We start from the raw sequence: 21,759 nt of genomic DNA on the forward strand, positions 1-21,759 counted from the left end.
GGTGGAAACATCCGCTCGCCGCAACCGTTGTTGCGGTGCATCCAGCTTCAGCGGATGTCATCGCCACAACGGAGATTTCCATGCGCATGCAATCCTTCTCGCCGATGCTTTCGGCGCTGGCCGTTTCGGCTTCCTTCCTGTGCACTTCACCGGCCTTGGCCGACATGATGAAGATGAAGGCGACGCTCGATGGCGCTCAGCAGAATCCGCCCATCACCACAGAGGGCAAAGGCGAGGCCGATCTCGGCTTCAACACCGCCACGAAACAGCTGACCTGGAACGTGACGTATTCAGGTCTCAGTGGACCGGCGACGGCCGGACATATTCACGGTCCGGCAGCAAAGGGTGAAAATGCCGGCGTCGTCGTCCCGTTCAAGGGCGCTCCGAAAAGCCCGTTCAAGGGGGCGGCGATCCTGACCGACGCACAGGCTGCCGACCTGATGGCCGGGAAATATTACATCAACCTCCATACGGCGGCCCACAAGGACGGCGAGATCCGCGGGCAGATCGAGAAGGCAGCGGCGATGTAGCGCAACGTCGCCCGGCGGCGATTATAGCACTGCATTAAACTGTCGAAAGTTTGCGGGACAGCGCCCCCCTCTGTCCTGCCGGACATCTCCCCCACTTGGGGGGAGATTGGCAGCTTCATTGCCCTGCCTTTCCTCCAACGTTGAAAATTGGCGAAAGCAATTGTGACATCCGATCTCCCCCCTTGAGGGTCCCTTGAGGGGGAGATGCCCGGCAGGGCAGAGGGGGGCGCCAAGGAACTCGGCCTATGCCTCAGGCGCTCAGGACCTGTCGCGAATCTGGGTCATCGTCCGGGTCGGCGTGATGGCCTCGGGATCGAGCCTGATCTCGACGATCGACGGCTTGCCGCTGGCGCGGGCGCGTTCGAAGGCCGGCGCGAAGTCGGCCGTCTCCTCGACCGTCTCGCCATGGCCGCCATAGGCGCGGGCGAGAGCCGCGAAGTCGGGATTCTTTAGGTCGGTGGCGACGACACGGCCCGGATACTCGCGTTCCTGATGCATGCGGATGGTGCCGTAGATGCCGTTGTTGACGACGACGACAATGATCGGCAGATCGTACTGCACCGCGGTGGCGAACTCCTGCCCGTTCATCAGGAAGCAGCCGTCGCCCGCAAAGGCGATCACGTCGCGCTCGGGGAACAATTCCTTGGCGGCGACCGCCGCCGGCGTGCCGTAGCCCATCGAGCCGGAGGTCGGTGCTGCCTGCGTGGCAAAGCGGCGGGAACGGTGGAAGCGGTGCACCCAGGTGGCGTAGTTGCCGGCGCCGTTGGTGAGGATAGCGTCGTCGGGCAGCATTTTTTCGAGATAGTTCATGATCGGCCCCATCTGGACGGCGCCGGGGCCGCTTTCGGGCGGTGTCGACCAGTCGAGATAGGCGGCGTGCAGCTTCGGTGTTTCATCAGCCCATGCCGGCGTGGCGGCCGGCTTGCGCCCGGCAAAGGCTTCAACGAAAGCGGACGGCGAGGCGTTGATCGCCAGCGTCGGCCGATAGACACGGCCGAGCTCGCCGGCGTCGGCATGGACATGGACCAGCGTCTGGTCGGGGTAGGGGCTCTTGAGCAGCGTGTAGTCGGAGGACGGCATCTCGCCCATGCGGCCGCCGATCAGCAGCACGAGGTCGGCCTGCTTGATGGCGGTGGCCAGCTTCGGGTTGATGCCGATGCCGACATCGCCGGCGTAGTTCGGGTGAAGATGATCGAACAGCATCTGGCGGCGGAAGGAGCAGCCGACCGGCAGCGACCAGGCTTCGGCGATCGTCCGCATTCGCGCGACGGCCGCCGCATCCCAGCGCGTGCCGCCGAGGATGACAAAGGGGCGCTTTGCCTTGCCGAGCAGCTTTTCCAGTGCATCGATCTCGGCCTCGCCTGGCCGCGTTTCGACCGGCGTGTGGGGCAGGACGTCAGGCGCTTCGGCCAAGCTGGTCAGCATGTCTTCCGGCAGCGAGATGACGACCGGGCCGGGACGGCCGGACGTCGCCACCGCGAAGGCGCGGGTGACGAATTCGGGGATGCGCGCGGCGTCGTCGATCTCGACCACCCATTTGGCGATATCGCCGAAGAACCTGGCGTAATCGACCTCCTGGAAGGCCTCGCGCTGCTTGGCGTGGCTGGCGACCTGGCCGATGAACAGGATGACGGGAACCGAATCCTGCATGGCGATGTGGATGCCGGCCGAGGCGTTGGTGGCGCCGGGGCCGCGGGTGACGAAGCAGATGCCGGGCTTGCCGGTCAGGCGGCCATGGCAGTCGGCCATCATCGCAGCACCGCCCTCCTGACGACAGACGATGGTGCGGATCGGCGAGTCGTGCAGCGCGTCGAGCACCGCAAGGTAGGATTCGCCGGGCACGCAATAGATACGGTCCGTTCCATTGGCTTCGAGCGCATCGACGATAAGTTGTCCGCCGGTCTTCATTTTCCTGACCTCTCCAGTTCGGCAAGGATTTCTTTGGTGTGTTCGCCGAGGCGCGGCGAGGGCCGCTCATAGACCAGCGGCGTGCCCGACATGATCATCGGCGCACGCACCGAGGGCAACAGATTGCCATGGCCGTCGTCGAGGTCGAGCCGCATGCCGCGCGCGATGGTTTGCGGGTCGGCGAACATCTCGCCGATCGTGTTGATCGGGCTGGCAGGCACGCTTGCCGCCTCCAGTTTGGCCAGCAGCGGATCGCGATCGAAGGTTTTAAGCGCCTCGATCATATGCTCGCGCAGCTTCGCCCGGTTGGCGACCCGGGCGGGATTGGTGGCGAAATCGGGGTCAGACGGCAGGTCGTCCAATCCGACGGCGGCGCAGAATCTGGCGAACTGGCCGTCATTGCCGATCGCCAGGATGATGTGGCCGTCCTTCACCGGCACCACTTCGTAGGGCGCGATGTTCATATGCGCATTGCCCATCTGCACCGGCGATTTTCCCGAGACCAGGTAGTTGAGGTTCTGGTTGCCGAGCGCCGAGATCTGGCTGTCGTAGAGCGCCATATCGATATGCTGGCCTTCGCCGGTCTTCTCGGCGTGGCGAAGTGCGGCCTGGATGGCGATCACCGAATAGAGGCCGGTGAAAATGTCCGATATGGCGACACCGGCTTTTTGCGGCTCGCGGCCGGCTTCGCCGGTGATCGACATCATGCCGGCCATGCCCTGGATGATGAAGTCATAGCCGGCGCGCGGCGCATAGGGTCCGTCCTGGCCGAAGCCGGTGATCGAGCAATAGATCAGCCGCGGATTGACCTTGCGCAAGCTGTCATAGTCGAGCCCGTATTTCTTCAGGCCGCCGAGCTTGAAGTTCTCGATCAGCACATCTGATGTCGCGACCAGCCGGCGCACGGTCTCGGCACCTTCGGGCGTCGAGAAATCGATGGCGATGGAGCGCTTGCCGCGATTGCAGGAATGGTAGTAGGCGGCCGAAAGGTTTTCGCCGTCATGGCTCATGACGAAGGGCGGACCCCATTTGCGGGTGTCGTCGCCGCCATCCGGGCTCTCGACCTTGATCACGTCGGCGCCGAGATCGGCAAGCAGCTGCCCGGCCCACGGCCCGGCCAGGATGCGGGCGAGTTCGATTACGCGGATGCCTTTCAGCGGAGGCTCGGTCATGGATCACCGTGATTGATCGGGAACGCAGGCTCTAGTTTTCTTTTTATGCATGTCGTTATCCCAAAACCGCTGCGCACTTTTGGGCAACATGCACTATCAATCCCGCGTGCTGCTGTCACGGTTCTTGCAATGGGCCAACCCGCCAATGTCGATCACGCTTGTTTCAGCACCCTATCGGCCCATGCGGCGAAATCGTTCGTGATGATATCTCGATTCACCTCGTTCAGGCTTTCATGGCGGGTCTCGGCGTAAACCTTTGAAACGAGATTCGAAAAGCCCATCCTGTGCAGGCGCCCAGCGAGTTGGGCGACCGCCTTGCCGCCGTCGGTGGCGGGGTCCTTTTCGCCGCCGACCAGGCAGATCGGAAGGGTCTTGCGGACGCCGGAAAAATTGGCGTCGTCGGCACCGTCGAAGACAAAGCAGAACAGGTCGCGCCACATCGACACGGATGCATCCCAGCCGCACAGCGGGTCGGCGATGTATTTGTCGACTTCGGCCGCGTCGCGCGACAGCCAGTCGAACGGCGTCCGGGGATCCGGGACGGCCTTGCCCCAGGCCTGGAAGGTCAGTCTCGGCAGCATGCGCGACGGCATGTCGGAACCGAGCCGGAACTTTTCCCAGGCCAGGATGATTTGCGCGGCACGGCCGGCCAGCCCAGCGGAAAAATTGGCGTTCCAGATGGCGGCGGCGTGCAGCCGGTTCGAATGACGAAGCATGAAATTCAAGGCGACGAGGCCGCCCATGGAATGACCAAAAACGATGACGGGCAGGCCGGGATGGTCGCCGGCGATCAGGTCGTGCACGGCGGCGACATCGGCGATGACCTTGGCGCCGCCATCCGATTGAGCGAACTGGCCGAGTGGCGCGTCTGGCGCCTTGGTGGCGCCGTGGCCGCGATGGTCGTGGACGTAGACGTGGTAACCGCACTCGCCCAGAAAGGTAGCGAAGCGGACATAGCGCGCCGCGTGTTCGGCCAGTCCGTGATTAATCTGGACGACTGCGCGCGGGCGGCCCTCGGCGCGTTTCACATAAAGGTTGAGCTCGGCGCCGGTCGGTGATCGGAGCACGCGCTGCTGGCTGAATGACATTGTCGCTTCGTCTCCAACGCGTCTTTTGCGCCTGCGAACGTTTGTGTGCGCCGACGCCGGTTTTGCGTCAATCCGGTGGTGGTGTTTCGCAGCGCTGTTCTTGCGTCGCAACGCGGAGCATCGCAATTCTGACATGGAGAATTTGCTACCGAGAGAAGGCGGCAGTCTGTTGCCGCGGCATTTTGCAACCGGAGAGTACCCATGCGTACGCTGACAGGCCTTGTTTTTGGATTGGCACTTGTCGCCGCGTTGCTAACGGGTGCTGTGCGGGCCGAGGTGAAGTTGAGCGGCTCCTTCGTGGCCGACGCCACCTGTCCAGCGACCCAGGCCATCAAGAGCGGCAAGAACCCCGGCAATATCGCGACCGATGCGGGACAGAGCTATCAGCTTCTGGCTGGCAACAAGGATGCTCCCACGCACTATCTGATCCGTGTCCCCGGCGCCGATCTGGAGCGCCGCTGGGTGAAGGTCGATTGCGGCCATGTTTCGGGCGCGTCAACGATGCCGACAGCACCCCCGCCAGCCGACCGGGAGAAGTCTGCTGCGCCCGCTTCGGGAAAACCCGAATATGTCCTCGCGCTGAGCTGGCAGCCGGCGTTTTGCGAAACCAAGGCCGGCAAGACCGAATGCAAGGCACAGACCGCGGCCGGTTTTGACGCGACGCATTTCACCTTGCATGGGCTGTGGCCGCAGCCGAACGGAAATTTCTATTGCCAGGTGGCAGCAGCCGACAAGGCGAACGACAATCCGGCGCACTGGCAGGACCTGCCGCCGGTCGAGCTCGAGCCGAACACGCGGTCGGAGCTCGATCAGGTGATGCCGGGCACCGCATCCGCTCTCGACAGGCATGAGTGGATCAAGCATGGCACCTGTTACGGCAAGAGCCAGCAGGAGTATTTTTCCGATGCGCTGAACCTGACGCGCGCGGTGAACGCTTCACCGGTGCGCGACCTTTTCACGCAAAAAATTGGCCGGGATCTGACCTCCGACCAGATCCGCGCCGCCTTCGACAGTGCTTTCGGTCCCGGCGCGGGCGAGCGGGTTCGCGTCTCCTGTTTGAACGACCCTTCGAGCGGCAGGCGGCTGATCGGCGAACTGACGCTCGGCCTGACCGGCCCGATCGTTCCGAACTCTTCGCTCAGTGAGCTGTTGCTGGCATCAGTGCCGACGAACAATGCGGGTTGTCCGAAAGGCACTGTCGATCCGATCGAGTTCCAGTGACACGCCGAGCCGGGCGGGATGCTATGCGCCGATGCCGTGTCCTGACCTGGTCCACGCGCGGTGGCTGTCGGTCTCGTGGCCGCCCGGTTCGCCGACGACGCGGTCGCGTCCGTCTTCGGCCCGAAGACTGATCCGAAATGCCAAAACAGTTTGCCGTTCGGCGCGGCATCGCCTACATAGCGCGCAACTTCCATTCAATCCGACATCCAGTCGACTTTTCAGGGAAAGCGCGCGTGGCACGCCAGTTCATCTATCACATGGCCGGCCTCAACAAGGCCTATGGCACCAAGAAGGTGCTCGAGAATATTCATCTCTCCTTCTACCCCGACGCCAAGATCGGCATCCTCGGCCCGAACGGCGCCGGCAAGTCGACCATCCTCAAGATCATGGCCGGCATCGACAAGGAGTGGAGCGGCGAGGCATGGCTGGCCGAGGGCGCCACCGTCGGTTACCTGGCGCAAGAGCCGGGACTCGATGCGAACAAGACCGTGTTCGAGAACGTCATGGAAGGCGTCGCCGCCAAGACCGCGATCATAGAGCGCTACAACGAATTGATGATGAACTATTCCGACGAGACGGCCGACGAGTCGGCCAAGCTCCAGGACGAGATGGACCGGCTGAACCTGTGGGATCTCGAACAGCAGGTCGAGATGGCGATGGAAGCGCTCGGCTGTCCGCCCAAGGAAGCCGACGTCACCAAGCTGTCGGGCGGCGAACGCCGCCGCGTCGCGCTTTGCCAGCTCCTGCTGCGCCAGCCCGACCTTCTGCTGCTCGACGAGCCGACCAACCATCTCGACGCCGAGACGACGGCGTGGCTGGAAAAGCATCTGCGCGCCTATCCGGGCGCGGTGATGATCATCACCCACGATCGCTACTTCCTCGACAACGTCACCGGCTGGATCCTCGAGCTCGACCGTGGCCGCGGCATTCCCTATGAGGGCAACTACACCAAATATCTCGAAGCCAAGGCCAAGCGGCTCAAGCAGGAAGGCCGCGAGGACGATGCGCGCCAGCGGGCGATCGGCCGCGAGCGCGAGTGGATCCAGTCCAGCCCGAAAGCCCGGCAGACCAAGTCGAAGGCGCGCATCCAGGCGTTCCAGGATCTGCTGGATGCGGCCGACAAGCGGCGTCCGAGCGACAGCCAGATCGTCATTCCGCATGGGGAGCGGCTCGGCAATGTGGTGATCGAGGTCGAGAGCCTGTCGAAGGGCTTTGGCGACACGCTGCTGATCGACGATCTCGACTTCAAGCTGCCGCCCGGCGGCATCGTCGGCGTCATCGGCCCGAACGGCGCCGGTAAGACGACGCTGTTTCGCATGATCACCGGCCAGGAAAAGCCGGATGCCGGCACGATCCGCGTCGGCGAGACCGTTAAGCTCGGTTACGTCGACCAGAGCCGCGACGCACTCGACCCGACCAAGACCGTCTGGGAAGAAATCTCGGGCGGCGCCGAAGTGGTCAAGCTCGGCAAGTTCGAGGCCAACACCCGTGCCTATTGCGCGTCGTTCAATTTTCGTGGCGGCGATCAGCAGCAGAAGGTGGGCAATCTGTCCGGCGGCCAGCGCAACCGCGTGCACCTGGCCAAGATGCTGAAGACCGGCGGCAATGTGCTGCTGCTCGACGAACCGACCAACGATCTCGATACGGAAACGCTGGCGGCACTCGAAGACGCGCTGGAAAACTTCGCCGGCTGCGCCGTCATCATCTCGCACGATCGCATGTTCCTCGACCGGCTGGCGACGCACATCCTGGCATTCGAAGGCGACAGCCATGTCGAATGGTTCGAGGGCAATTTCGAGGATTACGAGCAGGACAAAATCCGCCGGCTCGGCCCCGATGCCGTCAATCCGCACCGCATGACGTACAAGAGGCTGACGCGGTAGGGTTTTTTTAGGGCGGCGAATTCTCAAATGATCTGAGGAGCTGAAATGGCCGACTGGTCCGCCGCCCAATATCTCAAATTCGAGGACGAGCGCACGCGGCCGTCGCGCGACCTTGTCGCGCAGGTGCCGGTGGAGATGCCGCGCCGGGTGGTCGACATCGGTTGCGGGCCGGGCAATTCTACCGAATTGCTGGTCGCGCGCTGGCCGAGCGCGCAGGTCAGCGGTTTCGACACCTCGCCTGACATGATCGAGAAGGCGAGGGCGCGGCTGCCTGAAATAACCTTCGAGCTGGCCGATGCGGCGGCGTGGCTGCCCGAAAAGCCGGTCGACGTGATCTTCGCCAATGCGGTATTCCAGTGGCTGCCGGAGCATCCGGCGATCTTCCAGCGGCTGATGGGATTTTTGGCGCCCGGCGGCGCGCTTGCCGTGCAGATGCCCGACAATATGGGCGAGCCCTCACACCGGCTGATGCGGGAGACGGCGGCCGAAATGCCGTTTGCCGAAAAGCTTAGGGGTGCTGCGGGCGGGCCGCTGCCGCCGGTGTCGTTCTACTATGATCTTTTGTCGCCGTTCTCAGACCGGCTCGACATCTGGCACACCGCCTACAATCATCCGCTTACCGATGCCGAAGCCATTGTCGAATGGCTGAAGTCGACCGGGCTGAAGCCGTTCCTCGATCGGCTGGACGAGGACGAGCGGCGGCTTTTCCTAAAGCGCTACACTGCCAGAATAACCGAAGCCTATTCGAAGACGGCAAACGGCAAGGTGCTGCTGCGTTTCCCGCGCCTGTTCATCGTCGCGCGGCGATCCGCTTAGAAACGGCCACACGAGAGGCAGTGCCTGGCGGCGCTTGATCCGCACCATGCGCATTTCGGCAACGCAAGGTTGTGGTCTTTTGCCTCAGGCACTTGATTTAAGCCGGCGTAAACACCCACCAGATACGAAAAACAGTTGCGCCCAACCTTCGCGGCGCCCAAATGAGAGCCGCAACGCCTGCGCATGGGGTGGAAATGCATCGCGTCATCATCAGCGGTATCGGCGTTGAAATCCCCGAGCCTTCGATCACCAATGAAGAACTGGTCGACAGCTTCAATGCCTGGGTCGACATCGAGAATGTCCGCCGCGAGGCTTCGGGCGAGACGCTGCTGCAGAAGTCGGACAGTGCCTTCATCGTCCATGCTTCGGGCGTACAGACCCGCCATGTGATCGAGCGGGAAGGCATTCTCGACCCGACCCGCATGGCGCCGCGCATTGCGGCGCGGCCCGACGATGCGCTGTCGCTCGAAGCCGAGTTCGGCATCGCGTCGGCCAGGAAAGCGCTCGACCATGCCGGCCTGGAGCCTGGGGACATCGACCTGGTGATCTGCTCGGCCTCGCATCACCAGCGGCCCTATCCGGCCATCGCTATCGAGATGCAGCAGGCGATGGGCACGAAGGGCGCCGGTTTCGACATGGGCCTTGGCTGCTCATCGGCGGCGGCGGCATTGCACATTGCGGTCAATCTGGTGCGGGCGGGCGCACACAGGCGCGTGCTGGTGACGACGCCCGAGATCATCACCGGCCATCTCAACTTCCGCGACCGGCAGACGCATTTCATCTTCGGCGATGCTTCGGTCTCGATGATCGTCGAGGGGCTTGCCCAGGGCGATAAGCGGCCGGGACGCTTCGAGGTGCTCGACACGCGCACCTGGACGCAGATGTCCAACAACATCCGCACCAATCTTGGCTACTACACGCGCACCGCCCAGGACGATCCGTATATGATCAATCTGGAAGGCAACCTGATCAAGCAGGTCGGCAACAAGGTGTTCAAGGAAGTCACCGTCGCCGGGCACAAGTTCATCGTCGAGTTCCTGGCCGAGCACGGGCTGACGCCGCAAGCGATTCGGCGCTTCTGGCTGCATCAGGCCAATGCCCGGATGAACGCCATGATCCTGAAGCTGTCGTTCGGCCACGAGGTCGGCCATGACCGCGCGCCGATGGTGCTGGAGCGCCTCGGCAACACCGCCGGCGCCGGCGCGATCGTCGCCCTGTCGGAGAACCACGCCGACATGAAGGCCGGCGACTACGGCCTGCTCTGCGCCTTCGGCGCCGGCTATTCGATTGGCGGGGCGCTATTGCGCATGCTCTGATCTACTTTGGCGCGAACGGCACCAGCATTAGAGGCCGCCGGTGTGTAATCGTATCAGTCTGCTTAATTGGAGCATCAGCGCTTTAGACTGGACCAGATGAACTCGCTCCGGCTAATTGCGTCGCGTCATGCAAGGAATGAAGCCCATGCTGGATCTCTTCCCCGAGGCCGAAAACCCGGTCGAAATCATCCCGGTGCGGAAGCTTGCCGCGCGGGTGGCCGCGCTTTACGTCGCGCCATCGGATCATTTCGAGACACGCGCGGTTGATGAACTGCGGCTCGGCTTCGACGGCATCGACGGCGATTTCCACGCCGGCGCGACGCGGCGTTCCGGCGGGCGCGAGCCCTGGTATCCACGCGGCACCGAGATGCGCAACGAGCGGCAGCTGTCTGTTGTGGCGGCGGACGAACTGGCGATCATCGCCCAGCGGATGGGCATCGCCGAGATCAAGCCGGAGTGGATCGGCGCCAATCTGTTGATCGAAGGCCTGCCGCATCTCTCCATGCTGCCGTCCGGCACGTTGCTGTTCTTCAGGGGAGGCGTCACCATCAAGGTCGACGCGCAGAACGGACCTTGCCGCATCGCCGGACGATCGGTCGCCGAAAATGCCGGAATGGCCGACCACGAGGCCGGCGCATTGCTGTTCCCGAAGGCGGCAAAGCGGTTGCGCGGCCTCGTCGCCTGGGTCGAAAAACCAGGCCGCATCACTACCGGTGAGGAGATTTCGGTGCGTGTGCCCGAGCAGTGGATTTACCGGGCCTGAGATAGCGCACCGGGCTGGACCAGACCGGGTCTTCGTGCTTTTGCCAATAGATCGCGATGAGGCGCTTGGTAATCGCGCCGACCTTGCCGTCTGCGACCGGAATACCGTCGATCATCGTCACCGGCATGATGCCGCCGGCGGTCGAGGTGATGAAGACCTCGTCGGACCGACGCAGCGCAGCGACGCTGACATCGGCCGCTGCAACGGCAAGCCCTGCCTCCGCGCAGAGATCGAAGACCGTGCGACGGGTGATGCCGGGCAGCACGCCGGCAGCCGGCGTCGACAGTTTACCGTCATCCACGCAAAAGACGTTGAAGCCGGGGCCTTCCGCGACATTGCCGTTGAAATCGAGGAGCAGCGCGGTCTCGGCGCCGCGGTCATAGGCGTCGTAGAGGCCTCGCACCAGGTCGAGCCAGTGATAGTTCTTGATCGCCGGGTCGATCGAAGCGGGTGGGATGCGCACCTTGTCGCTGATTGCCACATGCAGGCCGCGCTGCAATTGCTCGGCATTGGCGACCGAGCCGAAGGGAACGGCGAACGCCATGAAACGGTTGACCGCGTCGCGCGGGTCGCGGCTGAAGGTCGGCGAGGCGCCGCGCGTGCACAGCATCTCGACATAAGCGGCGCGATGACCCGACAGCGCCACGCAATTTTCGAGGATCTCGGCGACGCCATCGCGGTCGAACGGCATCGTCATGCGCAGCTTTTCCAGCCCGCCGAAGAAGCGATCGAGATGCAGGTCGAGGCGGAAGAAGCGACCGCCCCAGACATGCACCGTGTCGTAGGTGGCGTCGGAATGCAGGAAGCCCCAATCCAACACCGAGATCTTGGCCTGCGACATCGGCAGATATTGCCCGTCCAGGAAGGCAACGCCGTCCGGATAGGAGTGCGGGTCTATGTGATGGGCGGAGAGCGAGGGCAGTGGTTTGGCATGCGGATCGATCGAGTTGCTCATCACGTCCTCCGTCAGATCGTTTTTCGCCGCCCAGATGGCGGGATAGAGCGGCACGGCGGGTGGTACAAGACACAGGCTGGTCTTGCCGCTGGGCCATCAGAGACGTTGTTAGTCCTCATCATCATCCTCGAGCAGACGCGTGGCGCGCCAGCGGGTCAGCACGATGTTGGTCTGTTCCATGACGAAGAAGCGCGCCGAGTCGCGGTCGTAGCCTTCGGCCAGCAGTTTTTCGTAGTCGGTGTGCACATGACGGATATGGGCGATAGTCGCCAGCCACACGGCGATCGTCGGCGGCAAGCTCTTCATATGCACCGCGCCGGCGTCGGCGCGGATCTTTTCCATGTCGGCATAGGGCGCCAGCGGCAAAAGCGCTGTCAGCGCCTTGGCGATGGCGCGGCGGCGGCCGGTCGGCGCGCTCATTGCCCATCCCGTCCGGGCTCGTCCCGTCCGGCAATGGTCGCCTCGGCAAAGGCGTCGGTCGAGGCGAAATAAGGCTTGATGTCGATGACCGGCGTGCCGTCGAGCACGTCGATGGCATCGATATCGATACGGCCCGTATCGATGTCGAGGGCGACGAGCCTGGCGATATGCAACCCGACCGGGTTGGGCCGGGCCGGGGAGCGCAGCGAAAAAACGCCTTTCGGTTCAGTCGCATGGCGGGGTTTCTGAACAATCAGGGTCCGCGGCGCGTGGTGCAGCCAGGACAGGATGATGACGTGGCTGGCGCGCTCCAGCCCAAGCAGGCCGCTACGATAGCGCTGGTCGATCGTTAGAACCGCCTGCTGTCCGGTTTTCCGCGCGGCTTTCATGTTCTTGGGGCAAGTTTCCCGCGCGGTCCAGGGCGAGGCAATGCGGCCGATGAAGACGACATGGCCGTCCGGCGGCATCTCGGCGGGATCAGTTTCCAGAAGCTTTTCGCCGCTGCGCGTTTCGAACATGGTTTTCCACCCCGATCATGCATCCGGCTGTTGGCGATCCGCCACGCATGCGTCATTTTCTTGTCCGGGAGCGACATAGCGCTTGCAAGGCTATCAAAATCGACATAAACATATGTTTATATCTTTTTCAAAGAGAATGCTCGCATGCATGTCGCGCTCGACACCATGGTAGATACATTGAAGGCGGCGGCCGAATCCAGCCGGTTGCGTATCCTGGCGTTGCTGTCGCGCGGCGACCTTACCGTTTCCGATCTCACCGAAATCCTTGGCCAGTCGCAGCCGCGCGTCTCGCGCCACCTGAAGCTTTTGCTGGAGGCGGGGCTGATCGGCCGCTATCAGGAGGGCTCATGGGCCTTCTTCCGGCTGTCGGATTCGGATGCGGCGCGGGACTTCGTGCTCAGGCTGGTCTCCGGCATCCGGGGCGCCGATCCGCAGGTAGAGCGTGACCTCGAGCGGTTGGCGGCGGTCAAGCGCAAGCGGCAGGATCGCGCCGCCGAATATTTCTCGGTGAATGCCGCAAGCTGGGACCACATCCGCTCGCTGCATGTGCCGGACCGCGCCGTGGAGGCAGCGCTGCTCAAGCTCGTCGGCAAGCGGCCGTTCCAGTCGATGCTCGACCTTGGCACCGGCACCGGGCGGCTGCTCGAAATCTTTTCGCCGCTCTACCGGCGCGGCATCGGCATCGACATGTCGCGCGAGATGCTGACAGTGGCGCGCGCCAATCTCGACAAGGCCGGCATTTCGAATGCGCAGGTGCGCCAGGGCGATATTTTTGCGCCGCCAGTCGAGCGCGACGCCTTCGATCTCGTCACCATCCATCAGGTGCTGCACTATCTCGATGATCCTGCCCGCGCCATCCGCGAGGCAGCAAGGCTGCTGCGTCCGGCAGGCCGGCTGGTGATCGTGGATTTCGCTCCGCATTCGCTGGAATTCCTGCGCGACGTCCACGCGCATGTGCGGCTCGGCTTTTCCGACCGGCAGATCACCGAATGGTTTTCGGAGGCCGGGCTCGACCTCGAGGAGAGCCAGGAATTCGAGCCGCGCGCCGGCAACGAGCCCAGTCTCACCGTAAAACTGTGGCTCGGCCGTGACCAGCGCATGCTGATCGCCGATCCTTCCAACCACGCACAACCGGCCAATGCCTATCCGATAGGGGAAACCGCCTGATGAACCAGTTCCGCTTTTCCCGCCGCCCTGACATTGGCGACAAGATCAGGGTTTCGTTCGAGTTCTTCCCGCCGAAGAGCGACGAGATGGAAGCAAGGCTGTGGGACACCGTCACCCGGCTGCAGCCGCTCAAGCCGAAATTCGTCTCCGTCACCTATGGCGCCGGCGGCTCGACCCGCGAGCGCACGGCGCGCACGGTCAAGCGCATCCTCAACGAAACGGCGCTGACGCCGGCGGCGCACATGACGTGCGTCGATGCGGCGCGCCACGAGGTCGATGAAGTCATTCAGGAATTCGCCGACATGGGTGTCACCCGCTTCGTCGCCCTGCGCGGCGATCCGGCCGAGGGCGTCGGCGCCGCCTACCGTCCGCATCCGGACGGCTATGCCAATGGCGCCGAACTGGTGGGGGCGCTGAAAGGTGTCGGCGATTTCGACATCTCGGTCTCCGCCTATCCGGAAAAGCATCCGGAGAGCCCGGATTTTGCCACTGACATCGACATGCTGAAGCGCAAGGTCGACAATGGCGCGACACGTGCGATCACCCAGTTCTTCTTCGACAATGATCTCTACGAGCGCTATGTCGAGCGGGCACGGCGGGCCGGAATCTACATACCGATCGTGCCGGGCATATTGCCGGTCCACAATTTCACCCAGGTCGCCAATTTCTCGGCGCGCTGCGGTGCGCTGGTGCCGGCGTGGATGGCCGAGCGCTTCGACGGGCTGCAGACGGACCCGCAGACGCATGCGCTGGTGGCATCCGCGGTGGCGGCCGAGCAGGTGCTGGACCTTGTCGAGCGCGGCGTCGGCGATTTCCATTTCTACACCATGAACCGGGCCGATCTGGTCTTCGCCGTCTGCCACATGATCGGCATCCGCTCGCATGAGGCTGAAGCTGCGGGGTCTGCTGCGGCGTAAGTCTCGGCCAAGTCTCTGGAAATGCAAAAAGGCCGGGTAAAAACCCGGCCTTTTCGATGACTTGGACTATTCGGTGCTGATCTTCCGTTGCTTTGGCGGGTCTACGGAAGAAAGCCCATTATCAGGGCTCCGATGAATGCAAACGCAGCACAGATCATCAATGCGTTGATTGGCCTCGTGAGTCCCACGTCATAGCCTCCTCTTAAAGAGCTATGGCCAGAGTCTAGGGTCATTTGTGCCACAGGCAAGCGGAAAATATGCTGCAATGCGACGACATTGTGGAATTCACGAGCGGCCATTTGCCGTTAGGTATTGAAACTCTTCGACAAAATCCCGCTTCGGACCTGTGCATAAAATGTGACGAAGCTGGGGCGAGGATGGATATGGCAGCGCTACCGTAGCCGAAAGTCGGAATCGATTTTCGGGTCGATGCGAAGATTCAACCGGTTGGAGCGTCGTTTGCGCCTCCGATTGGATGCGAAGCTCTAAAGCGCGTCGCCTCTGGGAAGCGACCCGCTTCAGGTTGTTGTTTTGACGCATGTCGTTATCCCAAAACCGCTGCGCACCCTCGGTTCAAGCGCGAGGGCGTGCTTTTGGGCGACATGCATTAACGTCGGCCGAACAGGCGCCCGTCGATGGTGACGAGGCCGAGCGCGATCAGCGCCATGCCGCCGAGTTCGAACAATTCGAGCCGTTCGCCCAGGAACAGAAAACCGAGCAGGATGGCGCTGGCCGGCACGATCAGCGTGACCAGCGAGGCGTTGGTGGCGCCGGCCGAGGCGACGAGGTTGAAATAGAGGATGTAGGCGAAGGCGGTGGACAACAGGGCCAGCGCCAACACCGCTGCCCAGACCGGCGGCGAGGCCGAAAACAGGTTGGCAGTGCCGTGGCTAAGCAGGACGACCGGGATCATGATGATGGTCGAGGCGGTTAATTGTCCGGTGGCGATGACCGGTGACGGCACGCTCTTGAAGCGGCGGGCAATCATCAGCGCCACAGCATAGGACAGCGACGCGCCGACCAGCGCGAATTTCGCCCAGACCGGCCCGCCCAGCCCGGCAAGCAGGCCGGGACCGATCATCACCGCCGTGCCGACGATGCCGAGCGCGATACCGGCAAGCTTGTTCCAGGAGAGTTTTTCGTCTGATGTCAGCGCGTTGGCGAGGACCAATGTCCAGAACGGCGTCGTCGAATTGAGCACCGAGGCGACACCGGCGCCAAGCTCGGTCTGGCCGGCGAAGATGAGCGAGAAGGGAATGACGTTGTTGACGAGCGCCAGCAGGAAGAACAGGCCAGCATGCGGCAAGGCGAGGCGGAAGGACGGACCGCGCAGGCCGAGATAGAGCTGCAGCGCCAGCGCCGCGATGGCGACGCGAAACAGCACCAGCACCAGCGGCGGGATCTCGGCAACCGCAATGCGGGCAAAGAAGAACGAGCCACCCCAGATCGCACCGAGCAGCAGAAGCTGTGCCCAGTCTTTCAGGGCCATGGGTCCGCGCATTGCAGTCGTGGTTGTGATCGCCATAGATCGTCCTCCCAGATGGCTCTGAATGCAAGCCAATCAGGCGTCTGTTCAGGCCATATCCTGTTCGACGGCAAGGGCCACCCGAAACCAGATCGGTAGGCTAGCTTTTCCTGTCGTCTGGCCTGTCATCTGGCGTAGCGCCGCAGCGTCCGCGCCGCGAGACATAGAATTGTTTTCATTCACGCATAGGTTGGATTAATTGTGCGCAGTCTTAGGTCAAGGGATTCGTCCATGCAGCGATTCGAAAATGCGCGCGAAGCGGCGCTGGCGCTTCGCCCGGACGATCCGATCTATTGCTTCCGCCCGCAGGTGCTGAAGGCGGACGCCAGGCAGTTCATGGGGATGTTTCCCGGCAAGACCGCCTATGCGGTCAAGACCAACGGCGAGCAGATCGTGCTGAAGGCGCTGGCCGAGGCTGGCGTCAATGCCTTTGACGTGGCCTCGCCCGGCGAATTCGCCGCCGTGCGCGCGGTCTCGCCCGACGCCGAGATGCTCTACATGCATCCGGTCAAGGCGCAGTCGGACATCAAGCTGGCGCTGGAGAAATACGGCATCCGGGTCATCTCGCTCGACCATGAGGACGAGATCACCAAGCTGACCCGTGTGGTGCGGGCGCTCGATATCGATCCGGGTGCGATCACCGTGTTCGTGCGCATCCAGACGAAGGGATCGGCCGCCTACGAACTGTCGAAGAAATTCGGCGCCGGGCCGGCCAACGCGGTCGATCTGGCCGAACGGCTGAACCGGACGGGCTACAAGGTCGGGCTGTGCTTCCACGTCGGCAGCCAGATCGAGGATCCCGACACTTATGAGCGGGCGTTGGCCTCGGCCGACTGGGTGCGCAACCGCGTCAGCTTCGACATTGCCGGGCTCGATGTCGGCGGCGGTTTTCCCGCCGAATACGGCCATGATCCCAATCGCAAGCAGATCGAGATGCCGTCGCTCGGCCAGATCATGTCGCGGCTGTCAGGCGATCTGAAGGAATACCAGTTCGACCAGATGCCGCTGGTGGCTGAGCCGGGCAGGGTGATCGTGGCGCGCTGCCTGTCGCTGATCGTGCGCGTGCTGCTGCGCAAGGGCAAGCGGCTCTACATCAATGACGGCATCTGGGCGTCGCTGTCGGATTCATGGACCGGCAAGATCACGCTGCCGGCGCGCTTCATTCCAGACCCGGCGATCCGCTCGCGCAATGGCGAGGAGAAGACCATCGTGCCGTTCAAGGTCTGCGGCGCAACCTGCGATTCCGTCGACATCCTGTCGCGGCCGTTCTGGCTGCCGGAAACGGTCGATACCGGTGACTGGATCGAGATCGGCCATATCGGCGCCTATTCGCTGTCGCTCAGGACACGGTTCAACGGCTTCTACCCCGACACGTTCGTCGAGGTGACGACGCCGTTCGATGAAGGCGACGCGCCGCAGGGGTTTGCCAGCCTGGAGACGATGGCGGATTAGGGCGTGGACTCATTAGGTCAGGACGCGCACATTGGAAAAGTAAACCACCCGCGCCTGGCTCACCTACGATTGCATAACTGAGGGTAGATCGGATGCCCAGCGACATCAGACAATGCGATATGACGAGTCTTCGGCATCGCTTTCGCGATGTTGTCACCAGCGAGGAAGAGCTCCGAACAGTGGTCGGTCAGCCCCCAGAGCGTTCGGTCGCAAAGGTAATACAAATAATCGACGAATATGCGCGTCGCTTCATCGCTCATGCGCCTTTCGTCTTCGTGGCATCGGCCGGAGCCGATGGAATGGTCGACGTCTCGCCAAAAGGCGATCCAGTCGGATTTGTTAAGGTGATGGACGATAGGACTCTTGCCATCCCGGACCGATTGGGCAATCGCCGGCTTGATACTTTCAGCAATGTTTTGATCAATCCGAATATCGGCCTAATTTTTGTAATCCCAGGCGTCACGTATACGTTGCGCGTAAGCGGCAGGGCCATCATCGTTCGAGATCTTGAGCTTCGTGAAACACTGGCCGTCAATCAAAAACTACCCGATCACGTGCTCGTCGTTGACGTCCTGCATGTTCTTTCCCACTGTCCAAAATGTATGGTCCGCTCGGGATTCTGGCAGCCGGACGCATGGCCTGATACAAGTGGATTACCATCCTTTGCGGAAATGCTGGTCGCGCACGGAAAACTAGCCCAGACAGTTGAAGAAATGCAGGCAATCATAGACTCGGGCAACTGGGAGCGGCTCTACTAGGCCGCGTACTCACCGCGTCGCCGGATGCGGATTGCGACTAGTGCGGCGAGATAGTTCTCGGGTCGTTTCGACCGATTTCAGGTTAGGCCATGCATCAGGAAATCCGGCTTTTTGGTGCTATTGCTGTCCGACCCGCCGTCCTTGCTCTCATCTCCCAGTTCGAAACGGCCACAGGATTCACAGTTGCGGTCAAGTGGGAGCTCAATCCGACAGTAAAGAAGCAGATTGAAGCTGGGCAACCTTTTGACCTCGTCATCATCAATCCGAACATGGTTCAGGATCTGACCGCCTTGGGAAAGGTCAAGGCGGGGAGCCAGGTAGCGTTCGGCCGGATAGCGATGGGGGTGGCGGCCAAGGCAGGCAGTCGACCGCTCGACATTGGGTCCGTGGAAGCATTCGAACATGCGTTGAAGAGCGCCAGGTCAATCGCCTACGCCAGTGAAGGAACCAGCGGTGGCTATTTCTCCGGTTTGCTGGAACGTTTGGGAATAGCGGATGAGGTGAAGCCCAAGCTGGTGGCCGTACCAGGAGGGCAGACAGCGCCCGCCGTAGGCCGTGGGGAAGCCGAGTTGGGAGTCGTTCCCGTGACGTCGATTCTCGCCGCCGCTCCCGAGGTCATGCTTGTCGGTCAGTTTCCGGCAGAACTCCAAAGTTACGTTGACTTCGCCATTGGCATTAGCGCCGATTCAAGGGACGCAGTAGCCGCCAAGCAGCTGTCGGAATTTCTGATGTCGACTGCCGTTGATGACATTTTGGCGGCAAAGGGCGTCGAGCGCCGTTAAGAACATGCTTCAATAAGCAGCGATCGGGCCACGGCGGAGTTACAAGATCGCGTTGACCGGTTTCCGCGCCGACGCCTTGCGCGGCCGCTCGCCGGGCTCGGCCTCTGGAATCATCGGCACGATCAGCGCCCACTGCCCATCCGTCAGGTCCGTCGCGTATCCGAACCGAACCCGCTTCTTGCGTGCCATCGTGGCGGTCTCCGAATCAAAATCAAACCGACACTCGATGAATCACGCCAGGGGCACGCTGGGAATTCCCTCAAACGCTCTCTTACAGCTTCGCCAAAAGCTCCGGCGTCGGCCAGCCGTCGACCGGCAGGCCTAGCCGCATCTGCTCCTTGCGGGTCGCCTCGCGGGTGTTGGTGCCCAGGATGCCGTCGACCGTTCCCACGTCATATCCTTTGGCCTCGAGCTTCGTTTGCAATGCCCTCATCTGGGCGCCGTTGAGGCCGGGTTCGGGACTGCGCGGGTCGAATTGCGGTGCACCCGCCAGCCGCGCGGCGAGATTTGCCGCGGTCAGCGCATAGGTGAAGGACTGGTTCCATTCGAGGTAGACGTCGAAATTGTCGTAGACGAGGAAGGCCGGACCCTTGCGGCCCATGGGCAGCGCGAGACCTGCCTTCAGGTCGTTGTCGACAAGCGGCGTGCCGTTGGGGTTGGTGACACCCCACTGAGCCCACTGCGTCAGCGGCAGCCTGTTGGTGCGGCCAGTCTGGTCCCATGGCATGTCGTCGGGCACGCGGACTTCCTCGATCCAGGGCTGGTCGCGTTTCCAACCGCGCGACATGATCTTGTTGGCCGTGGTCATGATCACATCCGGCGCGCTGCTGCGCAGGTCGACCAGACCGTCGCCGTCGCCGTCGACGCCGCGGCCGAGATAGTCGGACGGCAGCATCTGCGTCTGGCCGATTTCCCCCGCCCAAGCGCCGGTGACATCGGCCGGCACGACGCCGCGATCGATGAGGGTCAGCAGCGGCGTGATCTGCGGGCGAAAGAGTTGCGGGCGGCGGCAGTCATGCGAGAGCGTGACCAGTGCGTTCAGGGTGTGGAAATCGCCCTGCACGGCGCCGAAATCGGTTTCCAGCGCCCAGAAGGCGGCGATGATCGGCGGCTGGACGCCGAATTCCTGGTCGGCGCGGGCAAAGACGTCGGCGTATTTTTTCAGATTGGCGGCGCCCTGCTTCAGCCGGTAGGCTGAGATCATCCGGTTCGAGAACTCGACGAAGGTCTGGGTAAAGACGCCCTGGGCGCGGTCGCGCGCCAGCACCTTTTTGTCGGCGGTGGCCTTTTCCAGCGCCTCAAGGCCGGCAGTGCCGACGCCGGCGTTCCTGGCCTCCGCCGCTACGCCCTGCTTCCATGCCTCGAAATCGCCGCCGCATTGCTGTGCCACCGCTGGCGTCGCCGCCGTAGCTGCCAGAAGCAGCGCCGCGAGAATTTCCAAGCGCAATCGCATCGCCATCCCCCAAGAAGATCACCAGCGGTTGCAAGCATCCTTCATTTGGCTGTGTCGAAAAGCAGGCGGCAGGCCCGGTGTCAACGGGTGTTCTGCCGCAGCCACTTGTTCCAGGCTGCTTCCGAGCCATTGAAAACGTTGATATCGGCCTTGCCTGAGATGCCCGGCACAATACCGGTTCCGGTGTACTGCCAGAAGGTGAAGGGGTGGCTGCCGTATTTCTTGCGCGGGTGGCCGGCCACCGAACGCAGCCAATAGGGGTAGTCGCGGAAAACCGACAGGCCGTTGTCGTCGAAGAAATCGATCGAAGTGTAGATGATCGGCTTCTTGCCATAGTGTTTTTCGACGATTTCGAGGAATGTGCTCATCTCGCTGCGCACCGTGGCCGCATCCGGCCGCAGCTTGCAGGTCGGCGATTGCGGGTTCCATTCCATGTCGAGAACCGGCGGCATCGCCGAGCGGTCCTTGGGCACGTTCTGGATGAACCAGCGCGCCTGCGTGGCGGCCGGTGTGCAAAAATAGTAGAAATGATAGGCCGCGCGCGGGACTCCTGAGGCTTTCGTGCGGCTCCAATGCTCGTTGAAATACTCGTCGAAGCGATCGCCGCCTTCCGTCGCCTTGATGAAAACGAAGGAAATGCCGCTGGCCCTGGCCGCCGGCCAATCGACCGAGGTCTGGTATTTGGAGACGTCGGTGCCGTGAACGGCATAGCTCCACGGCGCGCCGCTGTCCCATTCATGCGGGTCGGAGTCGTCAAAACGGGGTGCGCGCACCGCAACACTCGGGGCGCCCGGCAGCGACGGCGCAAGATCGTCGACGGTCGAGCAGGCGCCCAGCAGCGTCAGCAAGATGAAAGCCGCGAAACGGCGCATCGCTACTCCTGAACCGGTTTCAGCCGGCCGCTGATGGGTTGTTGCTGCAGGTGGTCCCTCGACCGTGCCCCCAAGCGATCGCCCCACAGGACCGCTCTATCTTTTAAAGTGCGCCGCTTCGGCGCGCCTTAATCTTTGTTATGCATGTCGTTATCCCAAAACCGCTGCGCACCCCCGGTTCGGGCCCGGGGGCATGCTTTTGGGTGACATGCATCAGTGATCGCCGATCATGGTTGATATTCC

Annotated in this window: 21 protein-coding genes; 11 read left to right on the forward strand and 10 right to left on the reverse strand. The window is 62.6% G+C overall.

Annotated features, from left to right (window positions below; translation table 11 throughout):
* Positions 1-80 precede the first annotated feature (80 nt).
* Positions 81-530 carry a CHRD domain-containing protein gene (locus tag AC0L3N_RS15085; protein ID WP_473548336.1) on the forward strand — a complete coding sequence of 150 codons (450 nt, stop codon included), beginning with the start codon at positions 81-83 and terminating at the stop codon, positions 528-530.
* 258 nt (positions 531-788) lie between these two features.
* Here AC0L3N_RS15085 and AC0L3N_RS15090 read toward each other — a convergent pair whose 3' ends face one another.
* From AC0L3N_RS15090 to AC0L3N_RS15100, 3 genes are all read right to left on the reverse strand, one after another.
* Positions 789-2,438, reverse strand: coding sequence for a thiamine pyrophosphate-binding protein (locus AC0L3N_RS15090; RefSeq protein WP_473548338.1), 1,650 nt, complete (start codon positions 2,436-2,438; stop codon positions 789-791).
* Positions 2,435-3,610: a CaiB/BaiF CoA transferase family protein gene (locus tag AC0L3N_RS15095; RefSeq protein ID WP_473548339.1), complete on the reverse strand. Its 1,176-nt coding sequence runs from the start codon at positions 3,608-3,610 to the stop codon at positions 2,435-2,437. The genes AC0L3N_RS15090 and AC0L3N_RS15095 overlap by 4 nt, the downstream gene beginning before the upstream one ends.
* Before the next feature lie 152 nt (positions 3,611-3,762).
* Positions 3,763-4,698 carry an alpha/beta fold hydrolase gene (locus AC0L3N_RS15100; protein WP_473548341.1) on the reverse strand — a complete coding sequence of 312 codons (936 nt, stop codon included), beginning with the start codon at positions 4,696-4,698 and terminating at the stop codon, positions 3,763-3,765.
* 201 nt (positions 4,699-4,899) lie between these two features.
* On the opposite strand from AC0L3N_RS15100, the gene AC0L3N_RS15105 reads away from it, so the two are divergent.
* From AC0L3N_RS15105 to AC0L3N_RS15125, 5 genes are all read left to right on the forward strand, one after another.
* Entirely contained in the window at positions 4,900-5,919 is a 1,020-nt protein-coding gene (locus tag AC0L3N_RS15105; protein ID WP_473548342.1) for a ribonuclease T2 family protein, read from the forward strand.
* Between the two features lie 233 nt (positions 5,920-6,152).
* On the forward strand, positions 6,153-7,802 hold the full coding sequence (gene ettA / locus AC0L3N_RS15110; protein WP_473548343.1) for an energy-dependent translational throttle protein EttA: 1,650 nt from the start codon (positions 6,153-6,155) through the stop codon (positions 7,800-7,802).
* A gap of 45 nt (positions 7,803-7,847) precedes the next feature.
* Positions 7,848-8,618, forward strand: coding sequence for a trans-aconitate 2-methyltransferase (gene tam, locus AC0L3N_RS15115; protein WP_473548344.1), 771 nt, complete (start codon positions 7,848-7,850; stop codon positions 8,616-8,618).
* Between the two features lie 194 nt (positions 8,619-8,812).
* Complete coding sequence (locus AC0L3N_RS15120; protein WP_473548346.1) at positions 8,813-9,934, forward strand: beta-ketoacyl-ACP synthase III; 1,122 nt, start codon at positions 8,813-8,815, stop codon at positions 9,932-9,934.
* A gap of 145 nt (positions 9,935-10,079) precedes the next feature.
* Entirely contained in the window at positions 10,080-10,697 is a 618-nt protein-coding gene (locus AC0L3N_RS15125) for an MOSC domain-containing protein (RefSeq protein WP_473548347.1), read from the forward strand.
* Here AC0L3N_RS15125 and AC0L3N_RS15130 read toward each other — a convergent pair.
* The 3 genes from AC0L3N_RS15130 to tsaA form a co-directional block, all read right to left on the reverse strand.
* Positions 10,642-11,652, reverse strand: coding sequence for an aminotransferase class IV (locus AC0L3N_RS15130; RefSeq protein ID WP_473548348.1), 1,011 nt, complete (start codon positions 11,650-11,652; stop codon positions 10,642-10,644). The two genes, AC0L3N_RS15125 and AC0L3N_RS15130, sit on opposite strands and share 56 nt — an antisense overlap.
* Before the next feature lie 108 nt (positions 11,653-11,760).
* A complete protein-coding gene (locus AC0L3N_RS15135) occupies positions 11,761-12,072 on the reverse strand; it encodes a DUF2293 domain-containing protein (protein WP_455841314.1) in 312 nt (103 codons plus the stop codon).
* Positions 12,069-12,590 (reverse strand): tRNA (N6-threonylcarbamoyladenosine(37)-N6)-methyltransferase TrmO, encoded by a 522-nt coding sequence (gene tsaA, locus AC0L3N_RS15140; RefSeq protein ID WP_473548350.1) that lies wholly within the window; start codon positions 12,588-12,590, stop codon positions 12,069-12,071. The genes AC0L3N_RS15135 and tsaA overlap by 4 nt, the downstream gene beginning before the upstream one ends.
* A gap of 144 nt (positions 12,591-12,734) precedes the next feature.
* Between tsaA and AC0L3N_RS15145 the strand changes: the two genes are divergently transcribed.
* Positions 12,735-13,757 (forward strand): ArsR/SmtB family transcription factor, encoded by a 1,023-nt coding sequence (locus AC0L3N_RS15145; RefSeq protein ID WP_473548351.1) that lies wholly within the window; start codon positions 12,735-12,737, stop codon positions 13,755-13,757.
* Positions 13,757-14,674: a methylenetetrahydrofolate reductase [NAD(P)H] gene (gene metF / locus AC0L3N_RS15150; RefSeq protein ID WP_077383108.1), complete on the forward strand. Its 918-nt coding sequence runs from the start codon at positions 13,757-13,759 to the stop codon at positions 14,672-14,674. Before AC0L3N_RS15145 ends, metF begins: the two co-directional genes overlap by 1 nt.
* 607 nt (positions 14,675-15,281) lie before the next feature.
* Here the strand turns inward: metF and AC0L3N_RS15155 are convergent.
* The gene (locus tag AC0L3N_RS15155; protein ID WP_473548353.1) at positions 15,282-16,199 is read right to left on the reverse strand and encodes a DMT family transporter; all 918 of its coding nucleotides are present in this window, start codon (positions 16,197-16,199) and stop codon (positions 15,282-15,284) included.
* A 231-nt stretch (positions 16,200-16,430) separates the two neighbouring features.
* On the opposite strand from AC0L3N_RS15155, the gene AC0L3N_RS15160 reads away from it, so the two are divergent.
* The 3 genes from AC0L3N_RS15160 to modA all read left to right on the forward strand — a co-directional run bounded on the left by AC0L3N_RS15160 (position 16,431) and on the right by modA (position 19,191).
* Entirely contained in the window at positions 16,431-17,651 is a 1,221-nt protein-coding gene (locus AC0L3N_RS15160) for an alanine racemase (RefSeq protein ID WP_473548354.1), read from the forward strand.
* Positions 17,652-17,743: 92 nt separating this feature from the next.
* A complete protein-coding gene (locus AC0L3N_RS15165) occupies positions 17,744-18,409 on the forward strand; it encodes an MSMEG_1061 family FMN-dependent PPOX-type flavoprotein (protein WP_473548356.1) in 666 nt (221 codons plus the stop codon).
* 89 nt (positions 18,410-18,498) lie between these two features.
* Positions 18,499-19,191: a molybdate ABC transporter substrate-binding protein gene (gene modA, locus AC0L3N_RS15170; RefSeq protein WP_473548357.1), complete on the forward strand. Its 693-nt coding sequence runs from the start codon at positions 18,499-18,501 to the stop codon at positions 19,189-19,191.
* 39 nt (positions 19,192-19,230) lie between these two features.
* Here modA and AC0L3N_RS15175 read toward each other — a convergent pair whose 3' ends face one another.
* The 3 genes from AC0L3N_RS15175 to AC0L3N_RS15185 form a co-directional block, all read right to left on the reverse strand.
* Positions 19,231-19,380 carry a hypothetical protein gene (locus tag AC0L3N_RS15175; protein WP_473548358.1) on the reverse strand — a complete coding sequence of 50 codons (150 nt, stop codon included), beginning with the start codon at positions 19,378-19,380 and terminating at the stop codon, positions 19,231-19,233.
* 82 nt (positions 19,381-19,462) lie between these two features.
* Positions 19,463-20,644 (reverse strand): lytic murein transglycosylase, encoded by a 1,182-nt coding sequence (locus tag AC0L3N_RS15180; protein WP_473548359.1) that lies wholly within the window; start codon positions 20,642-20,644, stop codon positions 19,463-19,465.
* An 80-nt stretch (positions 20,645-20,724) separates the two neighbouring features.
* Positions 20,725-21,516, reverse strand: coding sequence for a glycoside hydrolase family 25 protein (locus AC0L3N_RS15185; protein WP_473548361.1), 792 nt, complete (start codon positions 21,514-21,516; stop codon positions 20,725-20,727).
* Between the last annotated feature and the right edge of the window lie 243 nt (positions 21,517-21,759).

The sequence above is a fragment of the Mesorhizobium sp. WSM4807 genome (assembly GCF_055811615.1).

What these genes read in the sequence shown, in the direction of transcription:
- AC0L3N_RS15085 (WP_473548336.1), top strand. Translation starts at nt 81, where the DNA reads ATGCGCATGCAATCCTTCTCGCCGATGCTTTCGGCGCTGGCCGTTTCG.
- AC0L3N_RS15090 (WP_473548338.1), bottom strand. Translation starts at nt 2,438, where the DNA reads ATGAAGACCGGCGGACAACTTATCGTCGATGCGCTCGAAGCCAATGGA.
- AC0L3N_RS15095 (WP_473548339.1), bottom strand. Translation starts at nt 3,610, where the DNA reads ATGACCGAGCCTCCGCTGAAAGGCATCCGCGTAATCGAACTCGCCCGC.
- AC0L3N_RS15100 (WP_473548341.1), bottom strand. Translation starts at nt 4,698, where the DNA reads ATGTCATTCAGCCAGCAGCGCGTGCTCCGATCACCGACCGGCGCCGAG.
- AC0L3N_RS15105 (WP_473548342.1), top strand. Translation starts at nt 4,900, where the DNA reads ATGCGTACGCTGACAGGCCTTGTTTTTGGATTGGCACTTGTCGCCGCG.
- tam (WP_473548344.1), top strand. Translation starts at nt 7,848, where the DNA reads ATGGCCGACTGGTCCGCCGCCCAATATCTCAAATTCGAGGACGAGCGC.
- AC0L3N_RS15120 (WP_473548346.1), top strand. Translation starts at nt 8,813, where the DNA reads ATGCATCGCGTCATCATCAGCGGTATCGGCGTTGAAATCCCCGAGCCT.
- AC0L3N_RS15125 (WP_473548347.1), top strand. Translation starts at nt 10,080, where the DNA reads ATGCTGGATCTCTTCCCCGAGGCCGAAAACCCGGTCGAAATCATCCCG.
- AC0L3N_RS15130 (WP_473548348.1), bottom strand. Translation starts at nt 11,652, where the DNA reads ATGAGCAACTCGATCGATCCGCATGCCAAACCACTGCCCTCGCTCTCC.
- AC0L3N_RS15135 (WP_455841314.1), bottom strand. Translation starts at nt 12,072, where the DNA reads ATGAGCGCGCCGACCGGCCGCCGCCGCGCCATCGCCAAGGCGCTGACA.
- tsaA (WP_473548350.1), bottom strand. Translation starts at nt 12,590, where the DNA reads ATGTTCGAAACGCGCAGCGGCGAAAAGCTTCTGGAAACTGATCCCGCC.
- AC0L3N_RS15145 (WP_473548351.1), top strand. Translation starts at nt 12,735, where the DNA reads ATGCATGTCGCGCTCGACACCATGGTAGATACATTGAAGGCGGCGGCC.
- metF (WP_077383108.1), top strand. Translation starts at nt 13,757, where the DNA reads ATGAACCAGTTCCGCTTTTCCCGCCGCCCTGACATTGGCGACAAGATC.
- AC0L3N_RS15155 (WP_473548353.1), bottom strand. Translation starts at nt 16,199, where the DNA reads ATGGCGATCACAACCACGACTGCAATGCGCGGACCCATGGCCCTGAAA.
- AC0L3N_RS15160 (WP_473548354.1), top strand. Translation starts at nt 16,431, where the DNA reads ATGCAGCGATTCGAAAATGCGCGCGAAGCGGCGCTGGCGCTTCGCCCG.
- AC0L3N_RS15165 (WP_473548356.1), top strand. Translation starts at nt 17,744, where the DNA reads ATGCCCAGCGACATCAGACAATGCGATATGACGAGTCTTCGGCATCGC.
- modA (WP_473548357.1), top strand. Translation starts at nt 18,499, where the DNA reads ATGCATCAGGAAATCCGGCTTTTTGGTGCTATTGCTGTCCGACCCGCC.
- AC0L3N_RS15175 (WP_473548358.1), bottom strand. Translation starts at nt 19,380, where the DNA reads ATGGCACGCAAGAAGCGGGTTCGGTTCGGATACGCGACGGACCTGACG.
- AC0L3N_RS15180 (WP_473548359.1), bottom strand. Translation starts at nt 20,644, where the DNA reads ATGCGATTGCGCTTGGAAATTCTCGCGGCGCTGCTTCTGGCAGCTACG.
- AC0L3N_RS15185 (WP_473548361.1), bottom strand. Translation starts at nt 21,516, where the DNA reads ATGCGCCGTTTCGCGGCTTTCATCTTGCTGACGCTGCTGGGCGCCTGC.